16 protein-coding genes are annotated in these 16313 nt (G+C 71.0%); 3 read left to right on the top strand and 13 right to left on the bottom strand.

Annotated elements, in window-relative coordinates; all coding sequences use genetic code 11:
* Positions 1–29: 29 nt before the first annotated feature.
* From AC2CHE_RS14460 to pyrR, 7 genes are read right to left on the bottom strand one after another with little or no spacing between them, the layout of a single operon-like run.
* Entirely contained in the window at positions 30–1070 is a 1041-nt protein-coding gene (locus AC2CHE_RS14460) for a quinone-dependent dihydroorotate dehydrogenase (RefSeq protein WP_484505412.1), read from the bottom strand.
* The gene (locus tag AC2CHE_RS14455; protein ID WP_484505411.1) at positions 1067–1219 is read right to left on the bottom strand and encodes a hypothetical protein; all 153 of its coding nucleotides are present in this window, start codon (positions 1217–1219) and stop codon (positions 1067–1069) included. Before AC2CHE_RS14455 ends, AC2CHE_RS14460 begins: the two co-directional genes overlap by 4 nt.
* Entirely contained in the window at positions 1216–4602 is a 3387-nt protein-coding gene (gene carB, locus AC2CHE_RS14450; RefSeq protein ID WP_484505410.1) for a carbamoyl-phosphate synthase large subunit, read from the bottom strand. Before carB ends, AC2CHE_RS14455 begins: the two co-directional genes overlap by 4 nt.
* Positions 4595–5755 carry a glutamine-hydrolyzing carbamoyl-phosphate synthase small subunit gene (gene carA / locus AC2CHE_RS14445; protein WP_484505409.1) on the bottom strand — a complete coding sequence of 387 codons (1161 nt, stop codon included), beginning with the start codon at positions 5753–5755 and terminating at the stop codon, positions 4595–4597. Before carA ends, carB begins: the two co-directional genes overlap by 8 nt.
* A 55-nt stretch (positions 5756–5810) precedes the next feature.
* Positions 5811–7088, bottom strand: a complete 1278-nt coding sequence (locus tag AC2CHE_RS14440; RefSeq protein WP_484505408.1) for a dihydroorotase — start codon at positions 7086–7088, stop codon at positions 5811–5813.
* Positions 7085–8011: an aspartate carbamoyltransferase catalytic subunit gene (locus tag AC2CHE_RS14435; RefSeq protein WP_484505407.1), complete on the bottom strand. Its 927-nt coding sequence runs from the start codon at positions 8009–8011 to the stop codon at positions 7085–7087. Before AC2CHE_RS14435 ends, AC2CHE_RS14440 begins: the two co-directional genes overlap by 4 nt.
* A 58-nt stretch (positions 8012–8069) precedes the next feature.
* Positions 8070–8654, bottom strand: coding sequence for a bifunctional pyr operon transcriptional regulator/uracil phosphoribosyltransferase PyrR (pyrR, locus tag AC2CHE_RS14430; RefSeq protein WP_484505406.1), 585 nt, complete (start codon positions 8652–8654; stop codon positions 8070–8072).
* 317 nt (positions 8655–8971) lie between these two features.
* Between pyrR and bldD the strand changes: the two genes are divergently transcribed.
* A complete protein-coding gene (bldD, locus tag AC2CHE_RS14425; protein WP_007458348.1) occupies positions 8972–9460 on the top strand; it encodes a transcriptional regulator BldD in 489 nt (162 codons plus the stop codon).
* A gap of 98 nt (positions 9461–9558) precedes the next feature.
* On the opposite strand, the gene nusB is transcribed toward bldD, so the two are convergent.
* From nusB to aroB, 4 genes are all read right to left on the bottom strand, one after another.
* Entirely contained in the window at positions 9559–9969 is a 411-nt protein-coding gene (gene nusB / locus AC2CHE_RS14420) for a transcription antitermination factor NusB (RefSeq protein WP_170863437.1), read from the bottom strand.
* A 23-nt stretch (positions 9970–9992) separates the two neighbouring features.
* Positions 9993–10550, bottom strand: coding sequence for an elongation factor P (efp, locus tag AC2CHE_RS14415; protein WP_164445173.1), 558 nt, complete (start codon positions 10548–10550; stop codon positions 9993–9995).
* 344 nt (positions 10551–10894) lie between these two features.
* On the bottom strand, positions 10895–11341 hold the full coding sequence (aroQ, locus tag AC2CHE_RS14410; protein WP_484505405.1) for a type II 3-dehydroquinate dehydratase: 447 nt from the start codon (positions 11339–11341) through the stop codon (positions 10895–10897).
* Between the two features lie 173 nt (positions 11342–11514).
* Positions 11515–12591: a 3-dehydroquinate synthase gene (gene aroB / locus AC2CHE_RS14405; protein WP_484505404.1), complete on the bottom strand. Its 1077-nt coding sequence runs from the start codon at positions 12589–12591 to the stop codon at positions 11515–11517.
* Between the two features lie 61 nt (positions 12592–12652).
* Here aroB and AC2CHE_RS14400 point away from each other — a divergent pair, with 61 nt between their 5' ends.
* On the top strand, positions 12653–12883 hold the full coding sequence (locus AC2CHE_RS14400; RefSeq protein WP_484505403.1) for a DUF2243 domain-containing protein: 231 nt from the start codon (positions 12653–12655) through the stop codon (positions 12881–12883).
* A gap of 224 nt (positions 12884–13107) precedes the next feature.
* Entirely contained in the window at positions 13108–14484 is a 1377-nt protein-coding gene (locus tag AC2CHE_RS14395) for a glycosyltransferase family 39 protein (protein ID WP_484505402.1), read from the top strand.
* Between the two features lie 45 nt (positions 14485–14529).
* On the opposite strand, the gene AC2CHE_RS14390 is transcribed toward AC2CHE_RS14395, so the two are convergent.
* Both AC2CHE_RS14390 and aroC read right to left on the bottom strand, forming a co-directional pair.
* Complete coding sequence (locus AC2CHE_RS14390) at positions 14530–15051, bottom strand: shikimate kinase (protein ID WP_484505401.1); 522 nt, start codon at positions 15049–15051, stop codon at positions 14530–14532.
* Positions 15048–16226 (bottom strand): chorismate synthase, encoded by a 1179-nt coding sequence (gene aroC / locus AC2CHE_RS14385; protein WP_484505460.1) that lies wholly within the window; start codon positions 16224–16226, stop codon positions 15048–15050. Before aroC ends, AC2CHE_RS14390 begins: the two co-directional genes overlap by 4 nt.
* Between the last annotated feature and the right edge of the window lie 87 nt (positions 16227–16313).

Genomic DNA, 16313 nt, shown 5'->3' with positions numbered 1-16313 from the left:
AAAGGGGGTGGTGAGTGGGTGATTCTTCGTCAGGCTCCGGTCGTGGTCGGGCGCGCGGCACCGGCAGCCGCGCGGGCGACGGCCCGAGGCAGCGCCGGGCCACGGTAGATGAACCCGGTGTAGAGCTGCACCAGGCTGGCACCGGCGTCGAACATCCGGGCCGCGTCGTCGGGATCCACGATGCCGCCCACGCCGATGACCGGCAGTCGCCCGCCCGTCTCGGCGTGTACGAAGGCGACCACCTGCCGCGCCCGGTCGGCCAGCGGACGGCCGGACAGCCCGCCGGCCTCGCCGGAACGTCCCCGGTCGGCCGGGGCCAACCCATCCCGTCCGAGGGTCGTGTTCGTGGCGATCACTCCGGCGGCACCACGGGCCAGGCACACCTCCAGCAACTCGGCGATGGCCGGCTCGCTGAGGTCGGGAGCGATCTTCACCAGTACCGGCTTCTCCCCCACCAGTGCCGCCAACAGCGCGTCCAGGTGCTCCCGGTCCTGCAGGGCGCGCAGCCCGGGGGTGTTCGGTGAGGAGACATTGACCGCGAAGTAGTCGCCGTGCTCGCGCAACGCGCGGTACGACTCGCGGTAGTCCGCCACCGCGTCCTCCAGCGCCGTCACCTTCGACTTACCCAGCGAGATGCCCAGCGGCACGTCGAGCGGTCGCGGCAGCGCCGCCAGCCGGTCCGCCAGCGCCTGCGCCCCGGCGTTGTTGAAGCCCATCCGGTTGATCACTGCCTCGCTGTCGACCAACCGGAACAGCCGGGGCCGGGGATTGCCCGGTTGGGGACGCGCCGTCACCGTGCCGACCTCGACGAAGCCGAAGCCCAGCGCCGGCCACGCCGGCAGCGCCACCCCGTCCTTGTCCATGCCGGCGGCCAGGCCGACCGGGTTGGGAAATCGCAGCCCGAACACCGTGCGCGGCGCGGACACGGCGTACCGGGCCCGCAACGCCGCCAGCGCCACCGGTGTCCGGGACAACTCGGCCAGCCGCCGCAGGGTGAACTCGTGCGCCGCCTCCGCGTCCCCACCCCCGACCCGAAACAACCCCCGCCGGACCGTCCGCTCGAAGATCACGCCGCCCCTCCCCCACCACACGGCACGGCCCCGAGCCCCCGCACCACCTTGTTGATCATGAGGTTGCCGGCGATGTCGATCTCTTCTACTGCCGCCAACCTCATGATCAACGCGAGCCTGGCGGGTGGGGTGGGGTGGATGGGGGTCACTGGGCGGACCGGAGGGTGGCGTGGAGGGCTTGGAGGGGGCGTACCTGCATGTCGCCCCGGATCCTCGCCTCGATGCCCATGACGGCGGCGGCGGCGCCGGGGACGGTGGTGACGCAGGGGATGTCGGCGGTGACCGCCGCGCTGCGGATCTCGTAACCGTCCGACCGGGCGCTGGCGCCCGAACCCTGCGGCGTGTTGATCACGAGAGCGACGTGACCGCCGAGGATCAGCGCCACCGCGTCATCCTCGGAACCGGCCTCGTAGTGCTTCGGCACCTGCTCGCAGGCGATGCCGTGCCGGCGCAACACCTCGGCGGTACCGCTGGTCGCGACGATGTCGAAGCCGAGATCGGCCAGCCGCTTGATCGGGAAGATCATGCCGCGCTTGTCGCGGTTGGCCACCGAGACGAAGATCCTGCCCTCGGTCGGCAGCGACCCGTACGCCGCCGACTGCGACTTGGCGAAGGCGTGCCCGAAGGCGGTGTCGATCCCCATCACCTCGCCGGTCGACTTCATCTCCGGGCCGAGCAGCGTGTCCACCCCCTTGCCGGCCGGGGTACGGAACCGCTTGAACGGCAGCACCGCCTCCTTCACCGCGATCGGGGCGTCCGGCGGCAGCGAACCACCGTCCCCGGTTCTGGGCAACATGCCCTCGGCGCGCAGCTCGGCCAGGGACGCGCCGAGCGCGATCCGGGCCGCCGCCTTCGCCAGCGGCACCGCCGTGGCCTTCGAGACGAACGGCACGGTACGCGAGGCGCGCGGGTTGGCCTCCAACACGTACAGCGCGTCGTCCTTCAGCGCGTACTGCACGTTGAGCAGTCCGCGTACGCCGATGCCCCGGGCTATCGCCTCGGTGTACCGGCGGACCTGGGCCAGGTGTGAACTGGCCAGGGTGATCGGCGGCAGGGCGCAGGAGGAGTCGCCGGAGTGGATGCCCGCCTCCTCGATGTGCTCCATGATCCCGCCGAGGTAGACCTCGCCGTCGGCGTCGCAGAGCGCGTCCACGTCGATCTCGATGGCGTCGTCGAGAAACCGGTCGACCAGCACCGGGTGGTCCGGCGAGATGTCGGTGGCCCGGCCGATGTAGTCACGCAGCGTGGCGTCGTCGTAGACGATCTCCATGCCCCGCCCGCCGAGCACGTACGACGGCCGGACCAGCACCGGGTAGCCGATCTCGTCGGCGATCTCCTTCGCCTCCTCGTACGAGGATGCGGTGCCGTGATCCGGCGCGCGCAGGCCCGCCCGGGCCAGCAGCGACCCGAAGGCGCCCCGCTCCTCGGCCAGGTGGATCGACTCCGGAGAGGTACCCACCACCGGCACCCCGGCGTCCTTGAGCCGCTGGGCCAGCCCGAGCGGGGTCTGCCCACCCAACTGCACGATCACGCCGACCACGCCCGGCCCGCCGACCGCCCGGCCGGAGGAGTCCTCCGCGTGCCAGACCTCCAGCACGTCCTCGAAGGTCAGCGGCTCGAAGTAGAGCCGGTCGGCGGTGTCGTAGTCGGTGGAAACCGTCTCCGGGTTGCAGTTGACCATGACGGTCTCGTAGCCGGTGCCGTCGGCGCCGGTCGCAGCGGCCGGCCTGGACGGCGCGGCGCGCAGCGCCTGCACCGCGTGCACGCACGAGTAGTCGAACTCGATGCCCTGCCCGATCCGGTTCGGTCCGGAGCCCAGGATCAGCACCTTCGGCCGCGCCGATCCGGCCACCTCCGTCTCCTCGTCGTAGGAGGAGTAGTGGTACGGAGTCGTGGCCTCGAACTCGGCGGCGCAGGTGTCCACCGTCTTGTAGACCGGCCGGATGCCGAGGCGGTGCCGCAGCGTCCGGACGCCGTCCTCGGCGGCCAGTTCGGGACGCAGCGCGGCCAACTGCCGGTCGGACAGCCCGGCCCGCTTCGCCCGACCCAGCAGCGCCGCGTCCAGCACCGGCGCCGCCATGATCTCCGCACGTAACTCGACAAGGGCCGCGATCTGGTCCAGGAACCAGGGGTCGATGCCACCGGAGGCGGCGCTGACCTCGGCGATCGAGGCACCGAGCCGCAACGCCCGTTCCACCGTGTAGAGCCGCCCGTCGTGCGGCATGCCCAGCGCGGCGAGGGTGTTCTCCTTCGTCGCGCCCTGCGGATCCGGCACGCTCCAGAAGCCGGCGGCCTTGGTTTCCATCGAGCGCATCGCCTTGTTCAACGCCTCGCTGAAGTTACGCCCGAGGCTCATCGCCTCGCCGACCGACTTCATCGTGGTGGTCAGCTCCGGGTCCGCGCCGGGGAACTTCTCGAACGCGAACCGGGGGATCTTCACCACCACGTAGTCCAGCGTCGGCTCGAACGCGGCCGGCGTCTTGCGGGTGATGTCGTTCGGGATCTCGTCGAGGGTGTAGCCGATGGCCAGCTTCGCGGCGATCTTCGCGATCGGGAAGCCGGTCGCCTTCGACGCCAGCGCCGACGAGCGGGACACCCGGGGATTCATCTCGATGACGACGATGCGGCCGTCGGCCGGGTTCACCGCGAACTGGATGTTGCAGCCCCCGGTGTCCACGCCGACCTCACGCAGCACCGCGATGCCCAGGTCCCGCAGGTGCTGGTACTCCCGGTCGGTAAGCGTCATGGCCGGCGCCACGGTCACGCTGTCGCCGGTGTGCACGCCCATCGGGTCGAGGTTCTCGATCGAGCAGACCACCACCACGTTGTCGTGGCGGTCCCGCATGAGTTCGAGTTCGTACTCCTTCCAGCCGAGCACGCTCTCCTCGATGAGCACCTCGTGCACCGGGCTGGCGGCCAGCCCGGCGCCCGCGATGCGTTCCAGGTCGGCGTCGGTGTGCGCCATGCCCGAACCGAGACCGCCCATGGTGAACGACGGCCGGATCACCACCGGCAGGCCCAGCTCGGCCACCGTCTCGCGAACCTCGTCCATCGAGTGACAGACCCGCGAACGCGGCACCAGCGCCGACGGGTCGGCCACGCCGAGGCGTACGCCGGCCTTCGCCACGATCTCCTTGAACAGCTGCCGGTCCTCGCCGCGCCGGATCGCGTCGATGTTCGCGCCGATCAGCTCGACGCCGTACTTCTCCAGCACCCCGGCCTCGTGCAACGCCACCGCGGTGTTCAGGGCGGTCTGTCCACCCAGCGTGGGCAGCACCGCGTCCGGACGCTCCTTGGCGATGACCAACTCGACGAACTCCGGGGTGATCGGCTCGACGTAGGTGGCGTCGGCGAACTCCGGGTCGGTCATGATGGTGGCCGGGTTGGAGTTGACCAGGCTGACCCGGATCCCCTCGGCGCGCAGCACCCGGCACGCCTGAGTCCCCGAGTAGTCGAACTCGCAGGCCTGGCCGATGACGATCGGTCCCGACCCGATCACCAGGATGTGCTTGAGATCGGTCCGCTTAGGCATTGGTACGCCCCCCACTGAGAGCCCGGCCGTCGATCAGCTCGGCGAAGCGGTCGAAGAGATAGTCCGCGTCGTGCGGACCGGCCGCCGCCTCCGGGTGGTACTGGACGGTGAAGGCGGGCACGTCGCGCGCCCGCAGCCCCTCGACCACGTTGTCGTTGAGGCAGACGTGCGACACCTGGACGCCACCGAACTCGGTCTCGATCACCTGGTCCGGCACCACCGCGCCCGGCCGCGCCCCGGGCACCTCCACCGCGAAGCCGTGGTTGTGGCTGGTCACCTCGACCTTGCCGGTCACCCGGTCGAGCACCGGCTGGTTGATCCCCCGGTGGCCGTAGCCGAGCTTGTAGGTGCCGAAGCCGAGCGCCCGGCCGAGGATCTGGCTGCCGAAGCAGATGCCGAACAGCGGCACCTCGCGGCGCATCACCTCGCGGGCCAGCGCGACCGGCGCCTCGGCGGTCGCCGGGTCACCGGGGCCTGGTGAGAAGAAGACCGCGTCGGCGCCGGTGGCCAGCAGGTCCTCGATGGTCGAGTGGGCCGGCAGCACGTGGGTGGTCACGCCCCGCGCGGCGAGCCGGCGCGGCACGTTGCGCTTGATGCCCAGGTCCAGCGCGGCCACCGTGAACCGGTGCTCGCCCTCGGCGTCGACCACGTACGGCGTCGCGGTGGTCACCTCGGCGGAAAGATCCGCGCCGAGCATCTGCGGCGACTGGCGAACCCGTTCGAGCAGCGCCCGGGGGTCGTCCTCGACACTGGAGACACCCACCCGCATCGCGCCACGTTCGCGCAGGTGGCGGGTCAGGGCCCGGGTGTCCACGCCGCTGATGCCGACCACGCCCTCGGTGGCCAGCCGGTCCTCCAGCCCGCCGGTGGCCCGCCAGCTGGAGCTGACCCGGGCCGGGTCACGCACCACGTAACCGGCCACCCAGATCCGGCGTGACTCGTCGTCGAGGGTGTTGACGCCGGTGTTGCCGATGTGTGGAGCGGTCTGCACCACCACCTGACGGTGGTACGACGGGTCGGTGAGCGTCTCCTGGTAACCGGTCATCCCGGTGTTGAAGACCGCCTCGCCGAAGGTCTCCCCGACACTGCCGTACGCCTCGCCGCGGAACGTGCGCCCGTCCTCCAGGACCAGGATCGCCGACCTGCGCTTCATGCCACGCCTCCGATCCGGACTGCGGTGCTCCGCTGCCCTGCGCTCCTCGCTCGGATCACTTGACAGCCTTTCCGTCCAGGACCGTCGCCTCGCCACGCAGGAAGGTCGCCACGATGCGACCCGGCAGCGTCATCCGGGCGTACGGGGTGTTGCGGCTACGGCTGGCCAAATCCGCCGGCTCGATCGCCCGACGGGCCGCCGGGTCGACCAGGGTGAGGGTGGCCGGCGCGCCGGCAGTCGGGGCGTGGCCGTGTTCGGTGAGCCCGGCGATCCGGGCGGGCGTACGGGACATCCGCTCGGCGATCAGGTCCCACTGCGGACCCAGCACGTCGAGCGCGATGGACAGCGCCGTCTCCAGGCCGAGCATGCCCGGCCGGGCGTACGCCCACTCGCACTCCTTGTCCTCCACCGCGTGCGGGGCGTGGTCGGTGGCGATGATGTCGATCACCCCGTCGACCAGCGCGGCCCGCAGCGCGGCGATGTCGGTGGCGGTACGCAGCGGTGGGTTGACCTTGAACACGGGGTCGTAGGTCTCGGCACGTGTGTCGGTGAGCAGCAGGTGGTGCGGGGTCACCTCGGCGGTGACGCGTACCCCCCGGGCCTTGGCGTGGCGCAGCACCTCGACGCTGCCGGCGGTGGAGACGTGGCAGATGTGCAGCCGGCTGCCGACGTGCTCGGCCAGCAGCACGTCCCGGGCGATGATCGCCTCCTCGGCGACCGCCGGCCAACCGGTCAGGCCCAGCCGGGTGGAGACCTCACCCTCGTGCATCTGCGCGCCCTCGGTGAGCCGCGGCTCCTCGGCGTGCTGCGCGATGATGCCGTCGAACGCCTTCACGTACTCCAGCGCACGGCGCATCAGCCGGGGGTCGGCGACGCAGTGCCCGTCGTCGGAGAAGATCCGCACCCGCGCCGCCGACTCGGCCATCGCGCCGAGTTCGGCCAGCCGCTCGCCGGCCAGGCCGACGGTGACCGCGCCGATCGGCTGCACGTCGACCAGCCCGGCCTCGCGGCCGAGCCGCCACACCTGTTCCACCACTCCTGCGGTGTCGGCCACCGGCGAGGTGTTCGCCATCGCGCAGACCGCGGTGTAGCCGCCGAGTGCCGCCGCCCGGGAACCGGTCTCGACCGTCTCGGCGTCCTCCCGGCCGGGCTCGCGCAGGTGGGTGTGCAGGTCGACCAGGCCGGGCAGGGCGACCAGCCCGTCGGCGTCGATCACCGTGGCCTCCGACGCGGAGAGCCCTGCGCCGGTCTCGGCGACGACGCCGTCGCGGATCAGCAGGTCGGTCGGTGCGCCGCCAAGGACGCTGACGTTCCTGATCAGGTACGAGTTCACCGGTTGTTCCCCCCGAGCAGCAGGTAGAGGACGGCCATCCGGACGGAGACACCGTTGGCGACCTGTTCGACGATGGTGGAGCGGGGCGAGTCCGCAACCTCCGGCGTGATCTCCATGCCCCGGTTCATCGGGCCGGGATGCATGACGATGGCGTGCTCCGGCAGCCGGCCCATCCGCGGACCGTCCAGGCCGTAACGGCGGGCGTACTCGCGGGCGGACGGGAAGTAGGAGTCGTTCATCCGCTCCCGTTGCACCCGCAGCATCATCACCACGTCCGACGAGGGCAGCACCGCGTCGAGGTCGTAGCAGACGTCGGTGCCCGGGGCGAGAGCGGCGGCGATGTCGACCGGGATGAGCGTGGGTGGCCCGACCAGGGTCACCTTGGCACCGAGGGTGGACAGCAGCAGCACGTTCGAGCGGGCCACCCGGGAGTGCAGCACGTCACCGACCACCGCCACCGACAGGCCAGCCAGACGACCCAGCCGGGACCGCATCGTGTACGCGTCGAGCAGCGCCTGGGTGGGATGCTCGTGGGTGCCGTCACCGGCGTTGACGACCGAACCGTCGACCCAGTCCGCGAGGCGGTGCGGGGCGCCCGAGGCGGGGTGGCGGACCACCACCGCGTCGGCCCCCATCGCCTGCAGGGTCAACGCGGTGTCCTTCAGGCTCTCGCCCTTGGCGACGCTGGAACCCTTCGCCGAGAAATTGATCACGTCGGCGCTGAGCCGTTTCGCCGCCGCCTCGAACGAGATCCGGGTGCGGGTCGAATCCTCGTAGAAGAGGTTCACCACCGTCCGACCTCGCAACGCGGGCAGCTTCTTGACCTCGCGCCCGGCCACCGCGGCCATCTCGGCGGCGGTGTCCAGGATCTGGGTGGCCGTGTCGGCGTCGAGGTCAGCGCCGGAGAGCAGGTGCTTGATCATGCGCGGAGCCACCTTTCGTTCGCGACGGCGGGGCTCCGCTGCGCTGCACTCCTCGCGCTCACCGGGCCTCCTCGCCGTAGAGCCGGACCTCGTCCGTGCCGTCGGTCTCGACCAGCGTCACCTTGACGCTCTCGGCCAGGGCGGTCGGGATGTTCTTGCCGACATAGTCGGCGCGGATCGGTAGCTGCCGGTGCCCCCGGTCAACCAGGACGGCGAGTTGCACCGAAGCGGGCCGCCCGAGGTCACCGAGCGCGTCGAGGGCCGCCCGGACAGTCCGACCGGAGAAGAGAACGTCGTCGACGAGGACCACCCGCTTGCCGTCGATGCCACCGGTCGGCAGTTGGGTGGGCCCGACTGCCCGGGTGGCGTTCCGGCGCAGGTCGTCGCGGTAGAGAGTGATGTCGAGCACGCCGACCGGCACGGAAATGCCCTCGAAGGCGCTGATCCGGGCGGCGAGGCGGCTGGCGAGGGGGGCACCCCGGGTGGGGATGCCGAGCAGCACGGTGTCGGCTGCGCCGTGGGTCTTCTCGAGGATCTGGTGAGCGATGCGGTCGACGACGCGTTGTAGGTCGGCGCTGGTCAAAATCACCTTCACCGAGGGTTGTCGCGGCGGCGACGACGGGGCAGCCGATGGGCAGGCCACGGCGGACCTCCTTCCCCGCCTCACGGGACGGGTCGTTAAAGGACGTCGGATCCTCCCGGCCGGCCGTGGAGCGGCCGGCGCAGGGGCTTCGGCGAGGTTACCAGTGGTCGTCGCCGCGTCGGCGCGGGGGCACCAGCTACGACGGCGTCACCCGCCGCCGTTGGCTGACTGGCCAATCAGCCAGGCGAAACAGGACAACTCACCCCGGGTACACAACGGGAAGATCGCGAGTACTTGACCAGGTGTACGAATCCCCGTACCGTCACGCTCCGTAGCGAATCGCTGGGAGAACCCCGAGCAGCACTGGGAGTGTCCGAATGCCCTCTGAATACGCCAAGTCGCTGGGCGCCCGCCTGCGCTCCATCCGCCAGCAGCAGGGCTTGTCCCTGCAGGGAGTGGAGGAGAAGTCGAACGGGCGCTGGAAGGCGGTCGTGGTCGGCTCGTACGAGCGCGGCGACCGGGCCGTCACGGTGTCCCGTCTGGCCGAGCTGGCCGAGTTCTACCGCGTGCCGGTCTCGGAGTTGCTGCCCGACGGCAGCGGGGTGCGGCACGAACCCACCAGCAAGATCGTCCTGGACCTGGAGCGACTCTACGACGAGGCCAGCGAGGATCTCGCCTACGTGGCCCGGTACGCGCGCGCCATCCAGCAGCAGCGCGGCGACTACAACGGCCGGGTGCTGTCGATCCGCGCCGACGACCTGCGCGCCCTCGCGATCGTCTACGACGCCTCGCCGTCCGGCCTGATCGAGCGGCTGACCGAGCACGGCGTACTGGTCGCCGACCCGCGGGCATTCTTCGCCTCCTGAGATTCGACCACGCGAAAAGGGCCCGTGCCGGACGGCACGGGCCCTTTCGTCGTTTCCGTCACTGGCGCGCGACGCCCATCGGCGGCGTCCGCCACCCCTCAGCGGGTGGCGTACTCGGCGATCCGGCCGAGCAGGCCGTTGAGGAAGCGGGGCGAGTCGTCGGTCGACATCTGCCGGGCCAGCTCCACCGCCTCGCTGATCGCCACCGCGTCGTCGATCTCGTCGAGATACAACAGCTCGTAGACCGCGATCCGGGCCAGGTTGCGGTCGACCACGGGCATCCGGTCCAGCGTCCAACCCTCGGCGTAGCTGGAAATCAGCTCGTCGATCCGGTCCAGGTGCCCGGCCACCCCCTCGACCAGGCCGACCGCGTACCCCAGGTGGTCGGGGCGCGGCTTCTCGATCCGCTCGACATAGCCGGCCAGCACCTCGACCGGCGGACGATCACGCAGGTCGGCCTCGAAGAGCACGTCCAACGCCCGCTTGCGCGCCTTGCGACGCGCCGGCATCTGCTGCTTCGGACCCTCGGACATCAGGCGCGGCCGAGGTAACGGCCGTCGCGGGTGTCGACCTTGATCTTCTCGCCGGTGGTGACGAAGAGCGGCACCTGCACGGTCGCACCCGTCTCCACCGTCGCCGGCTTGTTGCCACCGGTGGACCGGTCGCCCTGCAGGCCCGGCTCGGTGTAGGTGACCTCCAGCACGACCGAGGTCGGCAGCTCGATGTAGAGCGGCACGCCCTCGTGGGTGGCCACGATCGCCTCGGCCTCGGGCAGCAGGTAGTTGGCTGCCTCGCCGACCGTCCCACCCATCACCGTGATCTGGTCGAACGTCTCCATGTCCATGAAGACGTAGTCCTCGCCGTCGGCGTAGAGATACTGCATCGTGCGCTTGTCGACGGTTGCGGTCTCAACCTTGGTGCCCGCGTTGAAGGTCTTGTCGACCACCTTGCCGGAGAGCACGTTCTTCAGCGTGGTACGCACAAACGCACCACCCTTACCGGGCTTGACGTGCTGGAACTCGACGACGGCCCAGAGCTCCCCGTCGAGGTTGAGTACCAGGCCGTTCTTCAGGTCGTTGGTGGTGGCCATTTCCTGCCTTGATCATCATTTGGCGGACAGACCTGGCAAGTCTACTAGCCGCCTCGCAAACCGCCGACCGCCGTCGGCCGCCCGCCGGTTGCCGCCCTGGTCCGCCACGATTCAGCCCGGCGCGGCGTCGGGCGGTCCAGCACGACTCCGCGTCACCGTGCGGCGCGCACCAACTCCGCCGGACTCGGCACCGTCAGTAGTACCCCTCGGGGGCGGCGGCTGCTCACTGATGGTAAACGGCACCGAACGTAGTGGTGGCGGTGGACGAAGGTGCGGTTGAGTCGTCAGCCGACGGTGTCCGGAGCCCTGAGGCCGAGCGGTCTGGGCGTCAGGCGGGTCGGGCGTCAGGCGGTCTGGTCGCGGCGGTTGGCCAGGTGGTGCAGGGCGAGGCGGTAGCCGTCGACGCCGAGCCCGCAGATCACGCCGGTCGCCACCGCCGAGACGACGGAGTGGTGACGGAACTCCTCCCGAGCGTGGATGTTGGAGATGTGCACCTCCACCAGCGGCCCGCGCAGCATCGCGCAGGCGTCCCGTACCGCGATCGAGTAGTGCGACCAGGCCGCCGGGTTGAGCACCACGGCGGCGCCCTCGTCGGCGGCGGTGTGCAGCCAGCCGAGCAACTCGTGCTCGGCGTCGGTCTGCCGCACGACGACCTCAAGGCCCAGGTCACGGCCGGTCGTCTCGCACAGTTTCACCAGATCGGCGTAGCTGGTAACCCCGTACACGTCGACCTGGCGGGTGCCCAGTCGGCCCAGGTTCGGCCCGTTGAGCACGTACACCCGCGCGCTCACCGAACCATCTCCGCTCGCGACTGCGGGGCTCGCAAACCCGGCTCACTCCCCGCGCTCACCGAACCATCTCCGCTCTCGACTGCGGGGCTCGCAAACCCGGCTCACTCCCCGCGCTCACCGAACCATCTCCGCTCTCGACTGCGGGGCTCGCAAACCCGGCTCACTCCTCGCGCTCACACTGACACCGCGGCGTAGGCGGCGTGCAGCAGGTCGTCGTCCGGGCCGTCGAGGATCGCCGGGCGGGCCAACCCGTCGAGCACCACGAAGCGCAGCCGGCTGCCCCGGGCCTTCTTGTCGACCCGCATGGTGGCCAGCAGGCGGGGCCACGCGTCGTCGTCGTAAACCGTCGGCAGGTCGAGCGCCGTCAGCACCGCCCGGTGCCGCGCGGCGGTGGCCGGGTCCAACCGGCCGGCGAGGCGGGCCAGTTCGGCGGCGTACACCAGGCCGACCGACACCGCGTGACCGTGCCGCCAGCGGTAACCTTCGACCTTCTCGATCGCGTGGGCCAGGGTGTGCCCGTAGTTGAGCACCTCCCGTACGCCCGACTCGCGTAGGTCTCCCGCGACCACGTCGGCCTTGACCCGGATGGCCCTTTCGATCAACTCCCGGGTGACCGGCCCGGCGGGATCGGTCGCGGCGGCCGGGTCGGCCTCGATCAGGTCGAGGATGACCGGATCGGCGATGAACCCGCACTTGACCACCTCGGCCAAACCGGCGGCCAGGTCGACCGACGGCAGGCTGTCCAGCGTGGCCAGGTCGGCAAGCACGCCGACCGGTGGGTGGAAGGCACCGACGAGATTCTTGCCGGCGGCGGTGTTGATCCCGGTCTTGCCACCCACCGCGGCGTCGACCATGCCGAGCAACGAGGTGGCCACCGGTACCCACCGCACCCCGCGCAGCCAACACGCCGCCACGAACCCGGCCAGGTCGGTGACCGCGCCGCCGCCGAGGCCGACCACCGCGTCGGTACGGGTGAAGCCCGCCTCGCCGAGCCGGTCCCAGCACTGCGCCGCCACCTCGACATGCTTGCTGGCCTCGGCGTCGGGCACCTCGATCGTCAGGGGTGTCACACCGGCCGCCGCCAGCCCGGCACCGATCGCGTCGGCCAACTCCTTCAGGGGCGGCGCGTACAGCACCGCGGCCCGAGTGGCGTCGGGCAGCAGGCCGGGCAGCGCGTCGAGCAGGTCGCGGCCGACCAGCACGTCGTACGGCCGCTCGCCACCGACCGGGATCCGGGTCACCTCGTCCATCGCCGGGAGCCTAGCCCACCCACCGCCGATCCGGGCCTCGCCGCCACCGGATGCCCGAGGGATGGAACAACGTTCAGCGCCCCGCCGGACGGGCACCGGGAGCCGCTTCGTCGACGGCATCCTGCTGCACCAGGTCTTCCAGTGGCACCACATGCTCAGCAGCACCGGCAGCGACAACGACCGGGAGGAGCTGTCGGCGAGGCGACCACACGCGACCCTTGGCTGCGGCACCACTGGGCCCACGCCTCGGACATCCAGAAGCATCCTGATGTTCACCAGCTGTGAGGCGTGACGCTCCCTCGGAGCCATTCGACCGCCGTCTCCTGGGACGGTTTGACGAGATCCATAGGGGAGTGCGCCATCACTACCAATTGGACGGTGCCGAGCACCATCGAAATCGGTGACCGATCAGGACAGGGCGAAGACCAGAGCTCGTCGCAGACATCGGCTCGGAGCTCGGCGGCCGGCGGCGAAGGCCGGACACGACTCCTTGCAGCGATCATCCCGGCCCTGCTGATGGCGGTCCTGGGGTTGTGGCGGTTGACCAGTCCGGCCTTGTGGGCGGACGAGTTGGCCACCTGGGGTGCGGTGCGGCTGTCCTGGTCTCAACTGTGGCAGCTCTCCGGCTCGGTGGACGCCGTCCTCACCCCGTACTACGTCCTGACGAAGCTCTACACCGACGTGGTTGGCACCTCCACCGTCGCACTGCGTCTGCCGTCGGTCGTGGCGATGACGGCCGCGACCCTGGTGGTCACCGCGTTGGGTCGCCGGCTCGGCGGAACCCAGCTCGGCCTGATCGCCGGGTTGATCTTCGCTATCCTCCCGGTCACCTCCCGATACGCGCAGGAGGCCCGCGGATACTCCTTCGTGATCCTCGGTGCCGCCGTCGCGCTGCTGTATCTGACCCGCCTGGTCGACAGGCCGAACCGTGCCGATCTCGTCGGCTACGCCACCGCCGTCGGAATCGCCGGACTGATCCATCCGCTCAACGGTCTGCTCCTGCTCGCCGGGCACGCCGCAGCGATCGCCTGGTGGCAGCTGCGGTACGGCGGTTCCTCCTGGCAGGTCACCCGACGGTGGGCGGTGGCAGCCGCAGTGGGTGTCCTGCCGGCAGCGACCCTGTCGGTATGGGGGTCGGGGCAGACGGCCCAGGTGTCCTGGATCGGGCTCGTCACCCTGCGCTCCCTGCCGATCATCCCGGAACGGATCTTTCTCTCCGCCGCCGTCGGCGGACTCGTCCTGGCCCTCGCCCTCCTCGGCGTCCGTCGCACCCCGCAACGGGTGGTGGTCGCTGCCGCAGCCTTCGTACCGATGGGTGTTCTCTTCGTCGCCGGCACCCAGGTGCCCGTCTGGACCGCCCGCTACGTCCTCGTCGTCCTGCCGGCGATGGCGGTCCTCGCCGCGTCCGCCCTCATACGGTTCGGCCGCGCCCACGCCGCCGCAGCCATCGGCCTGGCCGTCACTCTCGCCTACCCCGGTCACGTGACCGTACGCGGCGAGGCTGGCCACAGTCAGGCTTCCCTGCGCATCGCGCCGATCATCGGCCCGCGATACCAGCCCGGCGACGTCGCCGTCTTTCCTGACACCCACTACAGCATTCCGTGGTCACCACGAGACATCTACGAGCGGTACCTGCCGGAGCCCCGTCCGCACGATGTACTGCGGACCGCACCGCAACGCAGCAACGGCCAGTTCCTCGCCGCCGAGTGTCCCGACGCCGCCTGCCTCGGCACCCCGCCTCGGATCTGGGTCATCCGCGCCGACAACTCCCTCGACCCGCTCAAGGACATGGCCGCCGGCAAACGCGAGAAGATCGAGGCTGACTACCGCGTCGTGCGGCGATGGCAGCATCCGTTGCTCGGCATCACGCTGATGACCAGGAAGGAGAGCTGAGTCTGGGCGGGGGAAGGCCAGCGCCTGGGAGTCGTGTGCCGCGGCCTAGCCAGGCTTGCCCAGCAGGGCGACGATCTCGGCGACTATCTCCTCGGGGGTGCGGCCGTCGGTGACCACGGTGGCGGTGGCGACCTCGGCGTACAACGGTCGACGCTGGTCCATCAGATGCTTGAGAGTGGCCCGAGGGTTGATCGCCAGCAGTGGTCGCCCGGCGCCGAGGCCGACCCGCTTCACCGCGTCCGGCAGCTCGACGGAGAGGTGCACCACCCGGTGACCGACAAGCGCGGCCCGGTTCTCCTCGGCCAGCACCGCGCCGCCGCCGAGGGCGAGCACGCCGGTGCAGGAGGCCAGCGCCGCGGCCAGGGCCGCCCGTTCGAGGGTACGGAAGTGCGCCTCCCCCTCGTCGACGAAGATCTCCGGGATCGGCTTGCCCGCCAGGCGCTCGATGTCGGCGTCGGTGTCGCGGAACTCGACGCCAAGTGCTTCCGCCAGGCCCTGCCCGACGGTGGTCTTGCCCGAGCCCGGCGCGCCGACCAGCACGCAGACCGGACGGGTCGTAGCGGTCACCGGATCACCAGCGCGTCGAGGTAAGCGGCCAGGTTGCGGCGCATCTCGGCGACCGAGTCACCGCCGAACTTCTCCACCGCCGCCTCCGCCAGCACCAGCGCCACCATCGCCTCGGCGACCACGGCGGCGGCCGGCACCGCGCAGACGTCGGAACGCTGGTTGATGGCGGTGGCCGGCTCGCCGGTGGTGACGTCCACCGTGGCCAGCGCCCGGTTCAACGAGGAGATCGGCTTCATCGCCGCCTTCACCCGCAGCGGCTCACCGGTGGTGATGCCGCCCTCCAGGCCGCCGGCCCGGTCGGTGACCCGTCGCACGCCGGTGGCGGTGGGCATGATCTCGTCGTGCGCCTCGGAGCCCCGGGACCGGGCCTGCTGCCAGCCGTCGCCGATCTCCACGCCCTTGATCGCCTGGATCGACATCAACGCGGTGGCCAGCCGGGCGTCGAGCTTGCGGTCCCACTGCACGTGACTGCCCAGACCCGGCGGTACGCCGTACGCCAGCACCTCGACCACGCCGCCGAGGGTGTCGGCGGCCTTCTTCGCGGCGTCGACCTCGGCGACCATCCGGGCGCTGGCCTCCGGGTCGAGGCAGCGCAGCGGGTCGGCGTCGATGCGCTCGGCGTCCTCCGGCCGTGGCCGCAGCCCCGGTTTGACGGCGACCGGGCCAAGCTCGACCACGTGCGAGACGATCTCGATTCCCACGGCCTGCTTGACCAGCGCCTTGGCCACCGTGCCGACGGCGACCCGGGCGGCGGTCTCCCGCGCGCTGGCCCGCTCCAGGATCGGCCGGGCGTCGGTGTGGCCGTACTTCTGCATGCCGGCCAGGTCGGCGTGGCCGGGGCGGGGGCGGGTCAGCGGCGCGTTGCGGGCCTGCCGGGCCAGTTCGTCGGGATCGACCGGGTCGGCGGCCATCACGGTGCGCCACTTGGGCCACTCGGAGTTGCCGACCCGGACGGCGACCGGGCTGCCCAGGGTCACGCCGTGCCGCAGGCCACCAATGATCTCGATCTCGTCCTGCTCGAACGCCATCCGGGCACCTCGGCCGTAGCCGAGCCGGCGGCGGGCCAGCTCGCCGACGATCTCGGTGGAGGTCACCTCGACACCGGCCGGCACCCCCTCCAGCAACGCGACGAGTGCGGGTCCGTGCGATTCCCCTGCGGTCAACCAGCGCAACACAGCCATGAGTCTGTCACGCCCGGTGTCCGCCGCCCCGCGCCGCCCGCCGCGTCCCGCCCTGCGGACGCGCCGTCCACGCCCCGGCGC

The sequence above is a fragment of the Micromonospora sp. ATLC16 genome (assembly GCF_057196645.1).
The sequence above is the reverse complement of the archived record's forward strand: the minus strand, read 5'-3'. Positions and strand labels throughout refer to the sequence as shown.

Bases quoted from the DNA above. Each gene is read 5' to 3' on its own strand.
- carB (WP_484505410.1), bottom strand. From the start codon at position 4,602: ATGCCTAAGCGGACCGATCTCAAGCACATCCTGGTGATCGGGTCGGGA.
- carA (WP_484505409.1), bottom strand. From the start codon at position 5,755: ATGAAGCGCAGGTCGGCGATCCTGGTCCTGGAGGACGGGCGCACGTTC.
- AC2CHE_RS14435 (WP_484505407.1), bottom strand. From the start codon at position 8,011: ATGATCAAGCACCTGCTCTCCGGCGCTGACCTCGACGCCGACACGGCC.
- bldD (WP_007458348.1), top strand. From the start codon at position 8,972: ATGCCCTCTGAATACGCCAAGTCGCTGGGCGCCCGCCTGCGCTCCATC.
- nusB (WP_170863437.1), bottom strand. From the start codon at position 9,969: ATGCCGGCGCGTCGCAAGGCGCGCAAGCGGGCGTTGGACGTGCTCTTC.
- efp (WP_164445173.1), bottom strand. From the start codon at position 10,550: ATGGCCACCACCAACGACCTGAAGAACGGCCTGGTACTCAACCTCGAC.
- aroB (WP_484505404.1), bottom strand. From the start codon at position 12,591: ATGGACGAGGTGACCCGGATCCCGGTCGGTGGCGAGCGGCCGTACGAC.
- AC2CHE_RS14400 (WP_484505403.1), top strand. From the start codon at position 12,653: ATGGAACAACGTTCAGCGCCCCGCCGGACGGGCACCGGGAGCCGCTTC.
- AC2CHE_RS14395 (WP_484505402.1), top strand. From the start codon at position 13,108: ATGGCGGTCCTGGGGTTGTGGCGGTTGACCAGTCCGGCCTTGTGGGCG.